Genomic DNA, 16,350 nt, shown 5'->3' with positions numbered 1-16,350 from the left:
GAACAGAGAAGTTAAGCCCGACTGCGCAGATGGTACTGCAGTTATGTGGGAGAGTATGTCGCTGCCTTTTTTAGAAAGCCCTTCACTTTTGTGAAGGGCTTTTTTGTTTTGCAACGGGTTGAAACCCGTTGTTACCAAACTAACATCCCTACGGGATTTTTATGTGAGTAGTATTGGCGAGGTGAAGCTCGCGTATCAGATGCCCACTGGGATTCCTCCTCTATATATCATAGGTTTTTGTTTTGCGAAAAGTTTCGTCAATTCGTCCTGATGACTTTTTGAACTCGTCCTGAAGAGTTGGTCAACTCGTCCTGATCAGTTGTAAAAGTCATCAGGACGAATTTGTAAAAAGCTCAGGGGTTTGTGAATTTGGCCTCTTTAGGGGTTAAAAATAGGATGCTTTTGGGTTGGGAAGTGACGGTATTTTGCTATGTAAGCTATCGCGTGAGGGATGGGAGAGGCTACCGTGTAGCCCGGACAGCCCGGCCCTTTATCCTGAAATCCTTTTCAGGATAAAGGGACACGCCCAAAAAATAAATTATATTCCGGTAAGCGGAGTTTGTTTGGCAAAACCTACTGTTTCTCGGTACAATTGTGGAGAAACATCGGCGTTGGTTTTGAAAAAACGACTGAAGTAATGTTCGTCATCATAGCCCAACTCATAGGCAATTTCTTTAACGGCTTTGTTGGTCAGGTATAATTCCCTTTTGGCCTCAATGATAATGCGTTCTGCAATTAAATCGGTCAGTGTTTTGTTGAAATGGGTTTTGGTGAGCTTGGCCAATGCCTTTGCTGAAATGTTCAAGTGTTCGGCATAATGGCTGGGAGAATGCTTGGTTTTAAAATGTTCTTCTATAGCTTCTTTCAGATTTTGCAAAATGATAGGTTCTTTGGTATTAGGCATTGCGGAAGTTTGCTCTTGTAATTGCTCTGTTTTAAGTCGGGAAGCCGTTATCAGAATGACTTTAAGATAGGAAACCAACAATTCGTACTGAGCCAATTCTTGTCGCTGCATCTCGTTTTTGATTTGGGTTATAATTAAATCAAAGGTTGCTGAGGCTGTCTCATCGATATGAGTGTAGGGAGGCTGGTAGATGTTGTTAAACAAAACCCCGTTACAAGACACTTCTTTTTGATGCATGTGGATGCAATAAAAATCAGGATGAAAATGAATGGCTATTCCCTCAAGCGGTTCGGCAGCACATATCATAAAAGGCTGGTAAGGCGAAAAGGCCAACAATACATTTTCGTCGAAGTGATACTCTGAAAAATCAGCTTTTATTTTTCCTGTTCCTTTGGTTACCCAAATGAGAGAATAATAATTATTGCGCTGCAGATGGTCAAAATGATTGTTATCTTCAAAACTGAAAACCTTAAAGGCAAGGTTTCCGTTTTGAGGATTGGTTAGGGTCAGGGCTTGCGTAGCGCTCATAATCTTCTGTCTTTTTCTTCTATTTCCAAATCGTTGATGCTGGCAAACCGTTTTTGCATATAGCCGTTGGCATCAAATTCCCAGAGTTCATTGCCGTAACTTCGGTACCATTGTCCGGCGGCATCGTGCCATTCGTATTCAAAACGAACGGCCATGCGGTTTTCTCTAAATCCCCAAAGTTCCTTTTTGAGTTTGTAGCCGAGTTCTTTTTTCCACTTTTGGGTAAGGAATTGTTTGACGGCTTCTCGGCCATTGATAAATTCGGTGCGGTTGCGCCATTCGGTATCGACGGTGTAGGCTAGGGCTACTTTTTCAGGGTCTTTGGTATTCCAAGCCTCTTCGGCAGCTTGCACTTTTTGTAATGCTGTCTCCATAGTAAACGGAGGAAGCGGATGTCTTTGTGGTTCCATAAATCAAATGTACTAAAAAAGGCAGTTAGGAGGTGTTCGTAACTGCCCTTGATTGGTTTTACTAAGGCTTATAAAGTTGCTACGGCCGGAAAATCAACTTCCGTGTTTGCTGTATTGTTGAAGTAGTTGGTCAAAATATTCAATGCCACGTGAGCCACCACTTCGGCAATTTCTCCGTCAGTGATTCCGGCATTTTTAGCAGTAGTTACATCCTCATCATTTACCTGGCCATTTTTTGAGACCAAGGTTTTAGCCAATTTTAAAATGGCTTTTGTTTTGCTGTCTGCTGATTCACCGGAACGGGCCGCTTCTAAAACGGACAAGTCAGTTTTTAATAAGTTTTCTCCGATAAACGTATGGGCCGCTGTACAATACAAACAATTGTTGCTTTCTGCCACAGCTAAAGCAATCAGTTCTCCGGTGCGGTTGTTTAATTTCCCTTTGGACAAAGCGCCACTTAAATTAAGATAGCCTTCGAGTACGGCATCTGAATTTCCCATGGTACGCATCATGTTGGGCACAATACCTAGTTTGCTTTGTACAGCGTTGAATAATTCTTTGGTTTTTCCTGTAGTGGTTTCCGGGTTTAAAGCTTGTAAACGTGTCATTTTTTTTGTGTTTTAAAGTTATGTCTTATTGACGGTACAAAGTTGGGCTGTTTTGTTTTGTCAAAAAATGGACGATTTACGCTTTGTAATGGACAATTTTTTCTTTGCGTGAGGGATGGGAGCAAACTACCATGTAGTGCGGACAGCCTGGCCCGTAGGGACACGCCATAATTATATAAATCATACTCATAGTTATGTAAGAATAAGATCTTAGTTTATATCGAAATTTACGGTATTGCTTTATGAGAGCAAGGAAAATAGGTATATAACTTAACACTGATAACTATGAAAAGAGTAATTTTAATCATGGCAATGATGGTGCTGACAGTCACGAGCACTGTAGCGCAGACCGACCCAACGACAACGGTGGATAACCGTGACAAGATGTTTATAGGGATAAAAGGGGGAGTTAATTTATCTAACGTTTATGACTCGGAAGGCGAAGACTTTGTGGCCAATTCAAAATTTGGCTTTGCTGCCGGAGGGTTTATAGCTATCCCTATAGGTAAGTATTTTGGAGTACAACCGGAAGTGTTGTTTTCGCAAAAAGGATTTAAATCAACGGGGACTTTTTTAGGGAATTCTTATGAAATGACTCGAACTACGGATTATATAGACGTACCGCTTTTGATTTCTTTTAAACCGGTGGAAAATGTGTCGCTTTTATTCGGACCTCAATTTTCTTATTTGTTAAAACAGAAGGACGATTTTAAAGGAGGTACTATTTCATCAACACAAGAGGATGAATTCAGTAATGATAATATTCGTAAAAACACCTTTTGTTTAACCGGTGGTGCCGATTTTAATGTAGACCATTTAGTAATAGGCGTAAGGGCCGGATGGGATGTGAAGAATAATAATGGTGATGGCACGTCGACTACACCGCGTTATAAAAACATGTGGTACCAAGCTACTATTGGTTACCGCTTTTAGAAAAATTGCGCATTCAATAAAAAACTCCTGAATTTCAGGAGTTTTTTTTATTTCTCTGTTTACCAATTTTATTGCGCAAGAATATTTTAATTGGGATATTTAAGGATAGTTATAGACTTATGTAAAAATCTCCTTTTCCATTAGTGAGATATATAATTATCACAGCTATTAGTATTGAAACTTCTATAAAAATTATCAATTGAAATACCAGTACTCGCCAAAGCGCTCCAAGGAAAGTGTAGTGGTTTTTTATGGCATTGTAGTAAGGCCAAAGGGGATAAAAGAGCAGGATGAAGAAGAAAAGGAGCTCTAAAATTCCGAAGAAATTGCCAAATTCTCTTTCGTTTAGAAAGTTTGTCAGATTGAAAAACAAGGCAACAATTAAAATTCCGAGCAGACAAATGCCAGCCAATATGAAATGTTCCGCTAGATTGAGTCGTAACCTCTTGAACAGCATGTAAGCATTTAGCGCCAATAGGGGGACAATGCTGAAGAGTATGATTTTTACGTTGTCGGCAAAGAATTTGGTTACGTTGGGGGTATTGTTTCTTCCTACGGTTATGTTGTTTTCTACTTTGAATTCGTTATAAAAATGAATAAGTAGGATGTTTAATCCGATAACCAAAAGAGAAAGATAAAAGACATTGTAATATCGTATTCTTTTTCCGCTTATGTAATCTAATGCTGCCTGACTGGGTCTGAAGAGTGCTTCTTTTAAAGTAAATAAAATTCCCTTTTCAAAATGCCATACTCCGTGCAGGATGTCATGAAAAATAAAATGTTTAAAAGTGATTTGGTGTGTGTCCGCTTTTTGACCACAATGAGGACAAAAGGCATCAACAAGCGAGGTATTACAGTTTAAACAATTGTTGTTATGGCTCATATGACAGTTATTGATTTAGTAAAATTGTTTTTAAAATAAAACCTAATAACTTTAACTCTACAATAATCAGTGTAAGATAAATAAATAACCGTAAAGCAAAATTCCATTTTTTGTAGTCATTACCAAAGGCTCCATAAAATCCAAAGGCTAAATAGATAATTAATAAAAAAGGCATTATCAAATCTGCAAAATAGGATAGAAAAGCAACGGGTTCAATAAATTCAAAGAAATACATCAGATTACCAACAAGTGTAATCATAATAATTCCCAAATACATCATTCCAAAAATGATTAAGTGTTCACTATAAAATAGCTTCTTTTTATTGAATAAAATAAAACTGTTTAAGGAAAAGGCAGGAATGGCTAATGCTAAAAAGAATTTTACATATTTACCTAAAAAATCATAAACCGGATTGTTGACTTCATCTGATTGATCATCAGGGATAAAGGAATGGTATTTGTGTAACGAATTGATATAAACGTTTTCAATAAAAATGCCTAATCCAATCAGTAACAAGATTAGATAAAAAACATTGTAATAGCGGATTCTTTTTCCTTCGATGTAATCTAAAGCCGCTTTTCCCGGACGAAGCATAGCTTCCTTTAAGGTAAATAAAATCCCTTTTTCAAAATGCCAAACGCCATGAAGAATATCGTGAAAAATGAAATGTTTGAAGGTGATTCTATGGGTGTCTGTTTTTTGTCCGCAATTGGAACAGAATTTTCCTGTTATCTGGACTTCACAATTTAAACAATTAGGCGAATGGCTCATACGAATTTTGTTAGTGATAAATTACTTGAAGGTTGTATTCCCAATGGGTGAAATAACCAATCATTAGTATAATTAAAAGGGCGACTTCCAGCAAGAGCAGTGTAATAAATGAAAAGACACGAATACTATTCTGAAATATAGTATAGGTCTCGGCAAAAGTTTTGTAATAATTTATGATTAGGTAAATTAAAATCAAGGCAGGAGTGATGATATTGAACATAGGCGAAATGAAGTCCGTATAGTTCATATAATCGGTAAAATAAAATAAGGAAGTGAGGGTCACAATAGTCATTATCCCTAAAAACATCATTCCGGAAATGATAAAATGCTCACTAAAATTCAATTTCTTTCTCCTGAAAAGCATAAAACTATTGATGGCGAATAGCGGAATAAATGAAAACAGAATAAGTTTTGAATTATTACTTAAAAAATCATCAACTTTTTTTCCGGCAGTATCGGTTTCGGGTTCCGGATTTATATTAAAATAATAATGTGATAATTGATCTTGTATGTGATTTATGAAAATATTCAATCCAATGAGTAACAAGATTAAATAAAAGACATTGTAATAGCGGATTCTTTTACCACTTATGTAGTCTAATGCGGCTTTTCCGGGTCTGAAGAGTGCTGCTTTTAAGGTAAACCAAATCCCTTTTTCAAAATGCCATACACCATGTATGATATCATGAAAAAAGAAGTGTTTAAAGGTAATTTTATGGGTATCCGTTTTTTGTCCGCAAAAAGAGCAAAAATTTTCGATAGTAGGTCTTTCACAATTCAGGCAAGTCTTGGAATGGCTCATAAAAATCTTTTTACAATGATACAAAAAAGCACTTTGGTTAGAAAGTGCTTTTTTAATTTTTATTGTTTTTCAATCCATTCTCTCGCATTGACAAAGGCTTCTATCCACGGGGATACTTCGTCTTTTTGTCCTCTGTCCGGATAATGCGCCCAGTTCCAAGGGAAAGTGGAACGCTCAATGTGCGGCATCATGACTAAATGTCTTCCGGATTTATCGCAAAGCATGGCTGTGTTGTAATCAGAACCATTGGGATTAGCAGGATAACCTTCGTAGGCATATTTGGCCACGATGTTATAGTGATGTTCTTCATAAGGCAATTTGAACTTGCCTTCACCATGCGATACCCATACGCCAAGTGTAGTTCCGGCTAAGGTTTTCAGCATGACCGAATGGTTTTCCTGTACTTGTACCGAAGTGAAGATACTTTCGTGTTTGTGACTGTCGTTGTGATGCATTTTGCCATGCACTTCGTGTTCCGGATTTACCAATTCCAGTTCCATAAACAATTGGCATCCGTTGCAGATTCCGACCGATAACGTATCTTCTCTCAGGAAGAAATTCTTTAAGGCTTGGTTGGCTTTTTCGTTGTATTTGAAAGCACCGGCCCAACCTTTGGCTGAACCTAAAACATCCGAATTGGAGAAACCACCAACGGCACCAATAAATTGAATGTCTTCTAAGGTTTCACGTCCCGAAATCAAATCGGTCATGTGTACGTCTTTGACATCAAAACCGGCCAAGTACATGGCATTGGCCATTTCACGCTCGGAATTACTACCTTTTTCACGAATGATGGCAGCTTTCGGACGCAGTTGACTATGGTCAATAATTGGTTTTATACCGGTAAAATGGTTAGGGAATTGATACTGTAGTGCTTGATGACTGTAATTGTTAAAACGCTCTCGAGCTTTGTCGTTTTTGGTTTGTTTTTGATCTAATAAGAAAGAAGTTTCAAACCAATCGTCTCGTAACGCCGGGATGTCAAGTACTACATCCTGAACACTCAATGTTGCTGAATGGACAACTTTACCAATTTTGAAATACTCGATACCGGCTAATGCTTTTTCAAATGTTGTATCGTCTTTAGCCTGAAGCACCAGTCCAATGTTTTCCGCAAATAAAATCTTCACTAAATCTTTTTCAACCAATGAAGAGAAATCAATTGTAGCTCCCAAATGATTGTCAGCAAAGCACATCTCCAATAGGGTAGTTATTAAACCACCGCTACCGATATCGTGCCCGGCCAGGATTTGTCGATCTTTGATTAAATCCTGAACAGCATTGAATGCTTTTTTAAAGAAAGCAGCATCTTTAATCGTTGGCGTGTCCTTTCCGATTTTATTCAACACTTGGGCAAACGAACTACCACCCAATTTATAATCGTCTTGCGAAAGATTGATATAATAAATGGAACCGCCGTTTTTCTGTAGCACCGGTTCGACCACTTTAGTAATATTGGAACAATTTCCGGCTGCGGATATAATTACCGTTCCCGGAGCAATCACTTCCTCATTCGGGTATTTTTGCTTCATCGAAAGGGAATCTTTTCCGGTCGGAATGTTGATGCCTAATTCAATTGCAAAATCAGAACAAGCCTGAACGGCTTCGTATAAACGGGCATCTTCGCCTTCATTTTTGCAAGCCCACATCCAGTTGGCTGAAAGCGAAACACTTTTCAGATTTTTTTTTAACGGAGCAAAAACAATATTGGATAAAGCTTCGGCAATCGCATTTCGGCTACCGGCTTTCGGGTCAATTAAAGCGGAAATAGGAGCATGTCCGATAGACGTAGCAATACCTTCTTTTCCGTTATAATCCAACGCCATAACCCCCACATTGTTTAGTGGTAATTGTAGCGGTCCGGCACATTGTTGCTTAGCGACTCTTCCGCCCACACAGCGGTCGACTTTATTGGTCAACCAGTCTTTGCAGGCTACGGCTTCCAGTTTTAGAACCTCTCTTAAATAGTCTTGGAGGTATATAGCGGAATACTCTAAATCAGCATAATTTGTATCAATGGTTTTATCCGCCATAATGGTTTTAGGCGAACTGCCGAACATATCTTCCAGGGCGAAATCCATTGGTTTGGCGCCGGTGGTTTGACTTTCAAAAGTGAAACGGTTGTTATTGGTTACTTCACCCACCTGATACATAGGTGAACGTTCTCTTTCGGCTATTCGTTGTAAAGTTGTAATATCTTTTTGACCAATGACCAATCCCATTCTTTCCTGCGATTCGTTACCAATGATTTCTTTGGCCGAAAGGGTAGGGTCACCCACAGGTAATTTGTCCAAATCAATCAAACCGCCGGTTTCTTCTACCAACTCGGAAAGACAGTTCAAATGCCCGCCCGCGCCGTGGTCGTGTATGGAAACAATCGGATTGGTATCGCTTTCCACCATACCGCGAATGGCATTGGCGGCTCTTTTTTGCATTTCGGGGTTGGATCGTTGGATGGCGTTTAGTTCTATTCCGGAACCAAATGCACCGGTATCGGCTGAAGAAACCGCAGCGCCTCCCATTCCAATTCTATAATTTTCACCACCAAGGATAACGATTTTATCTCCGGTTGCGGGTTTCTTTTTGATGGATTGGTCAAGTTTTCCGTAACCAATGCCACCGGCTTGCATGATGACTTTGTCGTAACCTAGCTTTCTATTAGTATTGGGTTCATCCTCAAATTCTGATTGTTCTTGGTGTTCAAAGGTAAGAATGGAGCCGGTAATTAGAGGTTGGCCAAATTTATTTCCGAAATCGGAAGCCCCATTTGAGGCTTTGATTAAAATATCCATCGGTGTTTGGTACAGCCATTTGCGCTTGGTCATACCGTTTTCCCAGTTTCTGTTTTTAGTCAAACGAGAATAGGCTGTCATGTATACGGCAGTTCCGGCAAGAGGCAATGAACCTTGTCCGCCCGCAAGTCTGTCTCGAATTTCACCACCTGACCCGGTTGCCGCCCCATTAAAAGGCTCTACCGTAGTAGGGAAATTGTGAGTTTCCGCTTTTAGGGAAATTACCGAATCAAATTCTTTGGTTTCGTAAAAATCAGGTTTGTCGGCACTTTTGGGTGCGAATTGGGTTACTCTCGGACCTTTGATGAAGGCTACATTATCTTTATACGCCGAAACAATATCGTTTGGATTTTCGGCGGATGTTTTCTTGATGAGTTTGAAAAGCGAGGTTGGTTTTTCTTCACCGTCAATCACAAACGTTCCGTTGAATATTTTGTGACGGCAGTGTTCTGAGTTAACTTGAGAGAAACCAAACACTTCTGAATCGGTTAGTTTTCGACCAATTTTTGCAGCAACACTGTTTAAATAATCGACTTCCTCTGCGCTGAGTGCCAAACCTTGCTGTTGGTTGTAAGCGGCAATGTCTTCAATTTCCAGTATCGGTTCCGGTTGGATACGGATAGTGTAAATGTCCTGATGTAATTCGGTATACTTTTGCGAAAGCATAGGGTCAAAATCGGTAAAGTCAGCCGAAACTTTTTGAAATTCTTCTATTCTGATTATGCCTTCAATGCCCATGTTTTGGGTGATTTCAACGGCATTGGTACTCCAGGGGGTTACCATGGCGGCACGAGGGCCAATAAAAAAATCCGTCAGGACGGATTTTTCTATTTTATTTGCGTTGCCAAAAAGCCAGTTTAATTTTGAGATGGTTTCTGCTGAAAGTTCGTTTTGCGACTGTACGGCAAAATAGGAGGAACTTTCGTTTCCGAAGAAATGAATCATTGTGTTATTTTTAGTTGTAGTTGTTGGTGCAAATTTAGACTAAAAAAACGAAACCAAAAATCCCTTTTTCAAAAATTAATCCGTTGGCGCCGGAAAAGTAATATGCTGATAAGCCCCTAAATCAATGTTAGGTGACACTCTTGCTGTGTTGATTAAGTCAGTAGAAACCCCTACATCGGCACCAAAGCCATTACCGGCTGAGTCATCGCCAATCATCATTTTATTCTTGTAAAGATTCTGAAAATCAGGTTTCCCGTTTTTGATGATATTGGTGGCATCATTCAAAAAGGTATAATTGGCATCGTTGGCATAGGCACTGTTGGTGTTGTTGAATTTTATCTGACACTTGCTAAATAGTGGCGCTGTCCAATTGGTTTCAGGACTGACCGTACTTTTCAGCATCAGCATTTCTATTTGATTGGAACCGAAAATGATGCAATTATAAAAATCGGCTTGCTCTAAATCGAATGCCACCTGCTGGTTGTTTTCGTCTTTATAATAATTATCAATCAGTACTGCCAATTGATTTGAGCTTGACCAATTATTATTGAAAGTACAATGCTTGAATTCATACGAACCTCCTAGCGAACAAGATAAAGCATATTGTCCTGCGGTATTGATTACAATGTTTTCTCCTTTGATTTTGGCCGTTTTGGCATATATTCCCCTAAGGGAAGAATCATAAATCTGGGTGTTTTTTATGGTCATATAATTACCATCGTTATGGTCAATCAATAAACCTACGGTGGAATTTTTAATAGTCAAATGGTTGATTTCATTGTTGGTACTGCCATCGGTCAGCCAAATGGTGCCCCATTGTCCCGGTACATCGGAAAAATCAGGTTCCAGTCGGTCTCCCTCAAAAATGACTTCTTTTTCTAAAGCGTCAGTAGTTGAATAATCCCCATTTACTTTTAAGGTAGCACCATTTCCAACAATCAGTCCGGAATCAGCATGAAAATGTATCCTGGCGCCGGGCATCACGTTCAGCGTTTTACCACCGGGCACAGCGGCATAACCGTAGACGACATATGGTTTGTCATTGCCCCAAACATATTCGTTACCGTTAATAGGATCGTTTTCATCTAAGTAAAAACCATAAATTTCATCATCACCGATAGGTAAGGTTTCTGTAGTACCGTCATCAAATTTTTTCGGATAGAGAAAATAGGCATCCTGAATTAAAGTAACCAACTCCACTTTCTGGAAATTAGCTCCGGTATCAAACTGAATTTGGTCGGTATAAAGGAATTGTGTTGGATTAACGTCGGGAACATTATTGGTAATTTCAATAAAAATAAACAAGCTGTCTTTGGCTAATAATTCTACATTATGAAAAACCCGGTTGTTGTCTCCGGTCATACCATCCACCGTCATACGGTATTTAGAATCTTGTCCTTTGCCGAGTTGAATAAGCGGAATTTTAATATCCTTATCACTGTGATTGTATACTTTTAACGTATAAGTGCTTGAACCGATGGTGTTAAAAACAGTATCTAAATAAACGGTGTCTTTTGAAAAAGTTAAATCTCCGGTGCTGGGTTCAAATACAAAGTCCTGACGACAAGAGCTTACAGTAATGGCTAAACCAACAAAAAAAAGGATAATAAGTTTACGCATTGGTATCTTGAATTTTGGTAAAAGTAAGTATTAATTTGAAAATTTCGAAATGTGTGGCTTTGAAAATCGGCTATATTCTTAACGCAAGAAAAATGATTTTAGTATGAATACCGACAGAAGGAATAGTAAATTGTTTTATCAAAGTCAAATAAGTAGTATTTTTACAAAAAAAAACTATGCCCTTTGATAAAGACAAAATGCTCCAACTTTGCAACGATTGGAGTAAAAACACCTTAATGCAAACGTTGGAAATAGAATACATCGATGCCGGTGAAGATTTTCTAACCGCTAAAATGCCCGTTAATCCCAGAGTGCATCAACCCATGGGGCTTTTACACGGAGGGGCTTCGGTAGCTTTAGCCGAAAGTGTTGGCAGCGCAGCTTCAATGCTGTTCATCAATCCGGAAAAACAAGAAGCTCGCGGCATTGAAATCTCAGCCAATCATTTGAGAAGTAAAAGAGAAGGTATGGTTTATTGTACCGCCAAAATTATTCATCAGGGAAGAAGCCTGCATTTGTGGGAAATTAAGATTACTGATGAAAATGACAAAATCATTTCGCTTTGTAAATTAACCAACATGATTTTACCCCGACGCTAATGACGGATTTGTTTTTAAAAGTCAAAATTCATCAAGAGCAACAATTGCCCTTTGCTTTGTTTTGCAAACCCAATTCGGACCGAATGGTAGGGCTTTTTCAAAAAAATGACCATCTTTATTTTTTGGAGAATTTTCAGGAAACCGGTTTTGTTTTTGCGCCTTTCGATGGCGAGGCTATTCCTTATATTCCTCAAAAGCATTCCGATGTGATGGTGGAAAAGATTTATAATTCTAATTATCATTTTCAAAATGGTAATTCCGATAGCCCGGATGAAAATGCCAAGACCGCTTATGAAACTTTGGTTAAAAAAGGAGTAGAAGCCATTGAAACCAATGAATTTCAAAAAGTAGTATTGTCTCGTAAAGAGGTTGTCAAGCTTACGGCTTTCGATATAGAAATGGTTTTCAGAAAGTTAACACAGCATTATCCAACGGCGTTTCAATATTGTTTTTTTCATCCCAAAATAGGAATGTGGATGGGAGCAACCCCCGAACAGTTTTTAAAAATAAAGGATAAAAATATTCAAACTGTAGCTTTAGCCGGAACGCAGGTTGCCGCTAACGGGGAAAAAATCGTTTGGCACGAAAAAGAAAAAACAGAGCAACAATTGGTGACCGATTTTATTTTGGAAGGTTTGCAGCATTTGGTAAGCGAACTCACTTTTTCCAGTCCTTATTCAGTGCAGGCGGGTAACATTTGGCACATTAAAACCGATATATTGGCCAAAGCCAAATCCAAAAAAACATTTTCAACGATTATTGAGGCTCTGCATCCAACCTCGGCAGTTTGCGGTTTGCCGAAAGCCGCTGCGAAAGAGTTCATACTGCAAAACGAAGGCTATAACCGCGAATACTATTCAGGGTTTTTGGGCGAATTTAATATTGATTTAGCCACTTTCAGAACCCAACAATCTGATTTGTTTGTCAATTTGCGGTGCATGAAAATTGTGGGCGATACGGCCGAACTCTTTATGGGCTGTGGTATTACTAAAGACAGTGTGCCCGAGGACGAGTTTACGGAATCGGTCAATAAGTCGATGACCATGAAAAAAGTATTGGATTTTTAAAATGATGGTTTTTTATTTAAACTATTTTTGTAACCGATAAAGAATAATTTATGAAACTGGATATACTTGCTTTCGGGGCACATCCCGATGATGTTGAATTAGGTTGTAGCGGAACGATTGCTAAAGAAATTTCGCTGGGTAAAAAAGTTGGGATAATTGACTTAACCCGTGGCGAACTGGGAACTCGCGGCTCTGCAGAGATTAGAGATTCGGAAGCTCGTTTAGCGGCAGAAATTTTAGGCGTTTCCATTCGAGAGAACCTGAACATGCGCGATGGTTTTTTTGTGAATGATGAAGCCCACCAAATGGAAATCATTAAGATGATTCGTAAATACCGTCCGGATATAGTATTGTGTAATGCTATTGACGATCGTCATATTGACCATGGTAAAGGCAGTAAATTAGTCTCTGATGCTTGTTTTTTATCCGGTTTACGACGTATAGAAACGGAGTTTGAAGGCCAACAGCAAGAAGCTTGGCGTCCTAAAGTGGTGTATCATTACCTGCAATGGAAAAACATTGAACCCGATTTTGTGGTGGACATTTCAGCCTTTATTGATAAAAAGAAAGAATCTATTTTGGCTTATGCTTCTCAGTTTTATTCTGAAAATTCTAAAGAGCCTATAACGCCGATTGCTACAAAAAATTTCTTGGACAGTATTCATTACCGTACCCAGGACTTCGGAAGATTGGTAGGAGTTGAATATGCCGAAGGCTTTACAGTAGAGAGATACGTGGCTGTCAAGAGCTTAGGCGATTTGATTTAAAAAAAGAAAAAAATCTTTGCAAAAGATAACTTTTACACTATATTTGCACTCGCAAAAGAGACCTTGGTTTTCTTGAAGCAAACAAATGGTGATTGTAGCTCAGTTGGTTAGAGCGTCGGATTGTGGTTCCGAAGGTCGCGGGTTCGAGACCCGTCTTTCACCCAAACGGGGATTTCGAAAGAAATTCCCGTTTTTTGTTTCTTTATTTGTATGATCTTTAATTGATTAAAGTAAAAAAAGAAACCTCCTCAGCTTCATTTTTTTGTTTAAAAAACCTTTAATGTTATTCAGAAATAACTTTTGTATTATTACTATCTTTGAATGACTTCTTAAATACATGATGTAATGTCAAAAATATTAAACAATTTAGTAACTACTCTTCCAGAAGAAGATTTTAGAGAGCTTGTCAAAGTTTATACTATGCAAAAGTATAAAACAAAAGATGTTCGTATTGTTGACGGTCCTTGGGATGGTGGAAATGATTTAGAAATTTACAGAGATAACAAGGATATAAAGCATAATATACAAGTTACTGTTCAAAAGATAAACTTTGAAAATAAATTAAAAAAAGATTTAGAGAAATCGCGTGATAATGTTGCGAAGTTTAACTATCAATCAAAATTAGATTTTTATATTAATCAAAATGTTTCTAAAGATAAAAAGAATGAACTTGAAACTGAGGCTGAAATTGATTATGGTATTACTTTGAGAATTTATGACGGTAATTTCTTTGGTGAAGAAATTGAGAAAGATGACCATTTGGTTGCTTTAATTTATAAAATGCATGATATAAATTCAGGTCACACAACATTAGTCGACAATGGTTCAAAAGTTGTTTTTGATGTATTAACACATAATAGCGATACCGTTGAAATAAAGAAGAATTTCATAAGTTCATTTATTTATTCATTTTTATTTACAAACCCTGAATCAAGTTCTGATGAAATTTACGAGAATATTAACCCTCTATTAAATAATTCATTAGAAAAATCATATTTTGAACAAGAGTTAAATTATTTAAGACTAAAGCAGTATGTCATTGCAAATAAAGAAACTAAAAAGCATAAACTTAGTAAAGAGAAATATGATGAAATTTCAAAACTATATAATGATGTTAGTAGTCAAGAGACTATTTTAATTTTAGAAATTGAAAACTTTCTTAGAGAAAAAAATATTGAAGTTGATTTAGATGAATTACTGACCTTTTTGTACAAAATATATCAAGAAAATTATAATATTGATATTATTGAAGTTACAGAAAGTACCAGTTCTTATTCAAATTCTTTAAGAAAATCTTTCGATGATTTAAATAGTTTTTTTACTAAAAACAATGTTTCTCAAGAATCAGTTCAAGAATTGTCAAGATGTTTATTAGAAATTTGTTCACAGAATAATTTTTTGAATAAATTATCTGCTGTTTATTTGTTTACCAATTTATTTAATTCTGATAAGTTAGAAAAATACATTAATTCACGTCAGCAGAAAATTTTCTTTGATACACAAATTTTGATTAGGCTTTTATGTGTAATATCTGTTAATAAATACAATTTTAAAGATATAGCATTAAAGTCTGTAAGAACTTTATTTGATACATTAAAGCAATATAAAAACAAATTAGAATTATATACTTCTGTCGACTATATAGATGAAGTGTCCAACCATATGATTGATGCAATTAAGCTGAAAAGGTTTTTAGAATTGCCATATATTCATCAATTAGGGACATCAAAAAATGTTTTTTATAACGCTTATGTTGAGCTTTCTGAAAATAAACAGCTGAGTTCAGATGTTTCACTTTTAGACTTTATTTCTGATTTGGTTGATATTGAACAAATCGAACTAGAATCTTTTAGCCCAGCAAAGCTCCAACAAAATATTCAAAAAAAGATTTTAGAAATATTAACTTTTTTAGAGTTTAAAGTAATTAGACATGAACCATACTCTAATTTTCAAAAGATAAAAAAAGACTACGAAATGGAGCTTGCTATTTCTGCAAAGTTTCGTTCTTTGAGTGCAATTTCAAATGATGTAAGAACAATTTTATATCTCTCTAATCCGGATTACCATATCAATGAAAATGGTCATATTGATGAACCATATTTAGTAACATGGGATACTACTTTTCAATCGATTAGAAAGACAATTTTAAGTGAGCCATTAAATGGAGCTTCATTTTGGTATATTTATTCTCCAATGAAATTAGTTGATCGTTTATCGGTAATGAATTTTAATTTGAAACCAGAATCGATAAATTCTAATATTATAGCTTTGACTGAAACTAATTTTAATTTATCTGGTAGAAAATCTAGTTTTATAGATGTTATTTCATCCTTTTTTAACAAAGAAGACTTATCTGAACTTCATATTATTAAGAAATTGGCTCATCTTAACTCTCAAACGCAAGAGTCAGAAAGTGTTCAACATGATGACTTCACAGACGAAGCAGAAAGTACTTTGATTAAGGTTTTAATACAAATAAAGAATCACTACACTGCTGATTCTGATTATCATTTTAAAGATTTAATCAATGCGTTTGAAACAAAAGAACTTGAGAATAATATTCTTGAAATTTTAGGTTTCGGACTACAGGAAGGTAATATGCAAAAAATGTATGAAGAATTTAATAAACTGATTTCTTCTGAAAACACTTCTAAAGATAAATCAAGAAAAGACGATTTGATTAGTTAGTTTTTTATTATATTAAGCTGAAATGTCAGCCA

13 protein-coding genes, 1 tRNA gene and 1 rRNA gene (1 of these 15 only partly in view) are annotated in these 16,350 nt (G+C 37.0%); 7 read left to right on the top strand and 8 right to left on the bottom strand.

From position 1 onward, the window contains the following. Positions 1 to 70: ribosomal RNA gene (gene rrf / locus GUU89_RS00380) — 5S ribosomal RNA — on the top strand (it extends 40 nt beyond the left edge of the window). Between the two features lie 468 nt (positions 71 to 538). On the opposite strand, the gene GUU89_RS00375 is transcribed toward rrf, so the two are convergent. The 3 genes from GUU89_RS00375 to GUU89_RS00365 form a co-directional block, all read right to left on the bottom strand. Then, the gene (locus GUU89_RS00375; protein ID WP_162126097.1) at positions 539 to 1,432 is read right to left on the bottom strand and encodes a helix-turn-helix domain-containing protein; all 894 of its coding nucleotides are present in this window, start codon (positions 1,430 to 1,432) and stop codon (positions 539 to 541) included. Continuing rightward, positions 1,429 to 1,842 carry a nuclear transport factor 2 family protein gene (locus tag GUU89_RS00370; RefSeq protein ID WP_162126096.1) on the bottom strand — a complete coding sequence of 138 codons (414 nt, stop codon included), beginning with the start codon at positions 1,840 to 1,842 and terminating at the stop codon, positions 1,429 to 1,431. Before GUU89_RS00370 ends, GUU89_RS00375 begins: the two co-directional genes overlap by 4 nt. 68 nt (positions 1,843 to 1,910) lie before the next feature. After that, a complete protein-coding gene (locus GUU89_RS00365; protein WP_162126095.1) occupies positions 1,911 to 2,450 on the bottom strand; it encodes a carboxymuconolactone decarboxylase family protein in 540 nt (179 codons plus the stop codon). A 285-nt stretch (positions 2,451 to 2,735) separates the two neighbouring features. On the opposite strand from GUU89_RS00365, the gene GUU89_RS00360 reads away from it, so the two are divergent. After that, positions 2,736 to 3,383 carry a porin family protein gene (locus GUU89_RS00360; RefSeq protein ID WP_162126094.1) on the top strand — a complete coding sequence of 216 codons (648 nt, stop codon included), beginning with the start codon at positions 2,736 to 2,738 and terminating at the stop codon, positions 3,381 to 3,383. Between the two features lie 109 nt (positions 3,384 to 3,492). Here GUU89_RS00360 and GUU89_RS00355 read toward each other — a convergent pair whose 3' ends face one another. From GUU89_RS00355 to GUU89_RS00335, 5 genes are all read right to left on the bottom strand, one after another. Beyond that, entirely contained in the window at positions 3,493 to 4,266 is a 774-nt protein-coding gene (locus tag GUU89_RS00355) for a DUF3667 domain-containing protein (protein ID WP_162126093.1), read from the bottom strand. A gap of 7 nt (positions 4,267 to 4,273) precedes the next feature. Next, on the bottom strand, positions 4,274 to 5,038 hold the full coding sequence (locus GUU89_RS00350; RefSeq protein ID WP_162126092.1) for a DUF3667 domain-containing protein: 765 nt from the start codon (positions 5,036 to 5,038) through the stop codon (positions 4,274 to 4,276). Positions 5,039 to 5,048: 10 nt separating this feature from the next. Then, entirely contained in the window at positions 5,049 to 5,840 is a 792-nt protein-coding gene (locus GUU89_RS00345; RefSeq protein WP_162126091.1) for a DUF3667 domain-containing protein, read from the bottom strand. Positions 5,841 to 5,899: 59 nt separating this feature from the next. Beyond that, on the bottom strand, positions 5,900 to 9,577 hold the full coding sequence (gene purL / locus GUU89_RS00340; RefSeq protein WP_162126090.1) for a phosphoribosylformylglycinamidine synthase: 3,678 nt from the start codon (positions 9,575 to 9,577) through the stop codon (positions 5,900 to 5,902). Between the two features lie 75 nt (positions 9,578 to 9,652). Then, complete coding sequence (locus GUU89_RS00335) at positions 9,653 to 11,197, bottom strand: hypothetical protein (protein ID WP_162126089.1); 1,545 nt, start codon at positions 11,195 to 11,197, stop codon at positions 9,653 to 9,655. Between the two features lie 176 nt (positions 11,198 to 11,373). Between GUU89_RS00335 and GUU89_RS00330 the strand changes: the two genes are divergently transcribed. The 5 genes from GUU89_RS00330 (at position 11,374) to GUU89_RS00310 (ending at position 16,318) form a co-directional block, all read left to right on the top strand. Beyond that, positions 11,374 to 11,796, top strand: a complete 423-nt coding sequence (locus GUU89_RS00330) for a PaaI family thioesterase (protein ID WP_162126088.1) — start codon at positions 11,374 to 11,376, stop codon at positions 11,794 to 11,796. After that, entirely contained in the window at positions 11,796 to 12,863 is a 1,068-nt protein-coding gene (locus GUU89_RS00325) for a chorismate-binding protein (protein ID WP_162126087.1), read from the top strand. Before GUU89_RS00330 ends, GUU89_RS00325 begins: the two co-directional genes overlap by 1 nt. A 50-nt stretch (positions 12,864 to 12,913) precedes the next feature. Beyond that, entirely contained in the window at positions 12,914 to 13,630 is a 717-nt protein-coding gene (gene bshB1 / locus GUU89_RS00320; protein ID WP_162126086.1) for a bacillithiol biosynthesis deacetylase BshB1, read from the top strand. Between the two features lie 87 nt (positions 13,631 to 13,717). Then, a tRNA-His gene (locus tag GUU89_RS00315) sits at positions 13,718 to 13,793 on the top strand. A gap of 182 nt (positions 13,794 to 13,975) precedes the next feature. After that, positions 13,976 to 16,318: a hypothetical protein gene (locus GUU89_RS00310; protein WP_162126085.1), complete on the top strand. Its 2,343-nt coding sequence runs from the start codon at positions 13,976 to 13,978 to the stop codon at positions 16,316 to 16,318. The last annotated feature ends 32 nt before the right edge of the window (positions 16,319 to 16,350 follow it).

The sequence above is a fragment of the Flavobacterium phycosphaerae genome (assembly GCF_010119235.1).
In the GTDB taxonomy this organism is placed as follows: Bacteria; Bacteroidota; Bacteroidia; order Flavobacteriales; family Flavobacteriaceae; genus Flavobacterium; species Flavobacterium phycosphaerae.
Note: the sequence above shows the minus strand (reverse complement) of the source record. Positions and strands in the feature narration are given on the sequence as shown.

Bases quoted from the DNA above. Each gene is read 5' to 3' on its own strand.
- bshB1 (WP_162126086.1), top strand. From the start codon at position 12,914: ATGAAACTGGATATACTTGCTTTCGGGGCACATCCCGATGATGTTGAA.
- GUU89_RS00375 (WP_162126097.1), bottom strand. From the start codon at position 1,432: ATGAGCGCTACGCAAGCCCTGACCCTAACCAATCCTCAAAACGGAAAC.
- GUU89_RS00310 (WP_162126085.1), top strand. From the start codon at position 13,976: ATGTCAAAAATATTAAACAATTTAGTAACTACTCTTCCAGAAGAAGAT.
- GUU89_RS00335 (WP_162126089.1), bottom strand. From the start codon at position 11,197: ATGCGTAAACTTATTATCCTTTTTTTTGTTGGTTTAGCCATTACTGTA.
- GUU89_RS00330 (WP_162126088.1), top strand. From the start codon at position 11,374: ATGCCCTTTGATAAAGACAAAATGCTCCAACTTTGCAACGATTGGAGT.
- GUU89_RS00355 (WP_162126093.1), bottom strand. From the start codon at position 4,266: ATGAGCCATAACAACAATTGTTTAAACTGTAATACCTCGCTTGTTGAT.
- purL (WP_162126090.1), bottom strand. From the start codon at position 9,577: ATGATTCATTTCTTCGGAAACGAAAGTTCCTCCTATTTTGCCGTACAG.
- GUU89_RS00350 (WP_162126092.1), bottom strand. From the start codon at position 5,038: ATGAGCCATTCGCCTAATTGTTTAAATTGTGAAGTCCAGATAACAGGA.
- GUU89_RS00345 (WP_162126091.1), bottom strand. From the start codon at position 5,840: ATGAGCCATTCCAAGACTTGCCTGAATTGTGAAAGACCTACTATCGAA.
- GUU89_RS00365 (WP_162126095.1), bottom strand. From the start codon at position 2,450: ATGACACGTTTACAAGCTTTAAACCCGGAAACCACTACAGGAAAAACC.
- GUU89_RS00370 (WP_162126096.1), bottom strand. From the start codon at position 1,842: ATGGAACCACAAAGACATCCGCTTCCTCCGTTTACTATGGAGACAGCA.
- GUU89_RS00360 (WP_162126094.1), top strand. From the start codon at position 2,736: ATGAAAAGAGTAATTTTAATCATGGCAATGATGGTGCTGACAGTCACG.
- GUU89_RS00325 (WP_162126087.1), top strand. From the start codon at position 11,796: ATGACGGATTTGTTTTTAAAAGTCAAAATTCATCAAGAGCAACAATTG.